The 1,707-nt window shown below is 34.3% G+C and carries 2 protein-coding genes; one reads left to right on the plus strand and one right to left on the minus strand.

The window, feature by feature from the left end; translation table 11 throughout:
• On the plus strand, window positions 1–264 hold a 264-nt coding region (locus FTV31_RS16630; protein WP_180015751.1), incomplete at its 5' end, for a mobilization protein.
• 9 nt (window positions 265–273) lie between these two features.
• Here FTV31_RS16630 and repM read toward each other — a convergent pair.
• Window positions 274–1,206 (minus strand): replication initiation protein RepM, encoded by a 933-nt coding sequence (gene repM, locus FTV31_RS16635; RefSeq protein WP_179995818.1) that lies wholly within the window; start codon window positions 1,204–1,206, stop codon window positions 274–276.
• Window positions 1,207–1,707: the final 501 nt, after the last annotated feature.

A 1,707-nucleotide genomic window follows, 5' to 3' on the forward strand; every position in this document is an offset into this window, starting at 1 on the left:
GAAAATCTCGAAAAGAAAATTGAAGCCCAGTTGGAAAAGTTGAAACAGTTAAAGGCTCGTAAACAGGCTATCGAAGCTAGAGAAAAATCAAAACAAAAAGAGCAGGAAAGAAAAGATGATACTCGACGCAAAATTTTGCTCGGTTCTTATTTGATTAAAAAAATGAATGCCAATGAAGCCAATAAAGAAAAAATACTCGCTGAACTCAACGAGTATTTAACAGAAGACAGAGATAGAGAGTTATTTAATCTTAAGTGTAATTAGTTTTTATTTTTATACGTTAAAACCATGCTCTACAAGCAAAGGAAAGAACATTTCAAAGTGTCTTTTTTCTGCTAGCATTTCAGCTAAAAGTTGTCCGAATTGTTCATAATTTCCAGTACCAATTAAGTGGCTATACTCACTTTGTACACGCTCATCATAGGCAAGTTTAGATCCAAACTTAAGACGTTGTGAATCAGTCATTCGGTTAAAAAAATCTCCTATATTTTTGTCTTTTTTAACTTCAGTTCTTATTTGCTTTTGCTTAAATTTGAATGAAAAGCCTGTAATTGAACGCCCTTTTTTGTGTTGCTCATAAGTTGTTACGATGTCTGTATGTTCATTGATTTGTTTGATTGCTGGTTCTAATACACGCTTTTTGAAATCACACATCGCTGTATATTCAGTATTTTCAAGCCCAATTCTATTTCTAAAGTCACTTAACTCAATTTGTGGAACTTTGCCAACTTCGCGCCAAGCAATGATTAACTCATAAAGCCTAATAGCGTATTTACTTGTAAGCTGTGTGACCTGCTTAAGTTGATAACTAGTGAACTGTTGCTCAAGTCTTGTAATCAAAGGCACTACATCTGGTGCAAAAGTGATTTCTAATGTAGCTGAATCATCAATATATTTAATACGGCTTACCCATCTAGACTTAACAGTTCCTACATTTCCCTTTTTATCTTCTTCTTTAAATGAAAATTGACGATCAAACAGGTTTAGAACAGCACTTTTCAGTGCTTTGTAAGCACCATCGTTACTAACATTAAAACGACTAGCGTAATCATTAGCATGTATTTCTAACTTACTATCAGCAGTTATACCGTTACCTGTTTGTCTTGCATTAATGATTGCAAGAAGTATTAAGCGCTGTTCGGTTACTTCTAAATTATAACTAGCGTTCATTAATGCGTTATCTTTCACAACAAGCTCATTCTTCATCTTCAAAGCATATTATTATTCAAAGTAAGGACACTGTATAAAGTTATCATTAAAAGGTCAATATTAATTAAGTCCTTAAATCAAGACTAAATGTCCTTTTATAACCGACTAAATGTCCTTTTATAACCGACTAAATGTCCTTTTATAACCGACTAAATGTCCTTTTATAGGGCTTGAAACCCTTCTGTAGTAAGGGTTTAAGAGTGTCTAAAAGCATTTAAAAGCTTTAAAATATATATAAAAGCATAAGTGAGCATGGAAAACAGCCCTATGCCCTCGCTAAAGCTCGGACGTTTTAACCTCGCTAAAGCTCGGTTGAGGGGCTGTTTTTTTTAAATAGAAGTTGAGGATTTAATAAAAAAAGAAACTAGGCCTTCGCTTCGCTCAGTAATCTTTATGCTCGCTTCGCTCGTTTAGATTCTAATTAATACAGTTCGCACCCTTCGGGATGCTCTATATCTTTCGTTAAGAAGCAAAGGGGGGGCTTGTAATCAGGGAAAG

Source organism: Acinetobacter sp. YH16031 (assembly GCF_013417335.1).
Taxonomy (GTDB): domain Bacteria; phylum Pseudomonadota; class Gammaproteobacteria; order Pseudomonadales; family Moraxellaceae; genus Acinetobacter.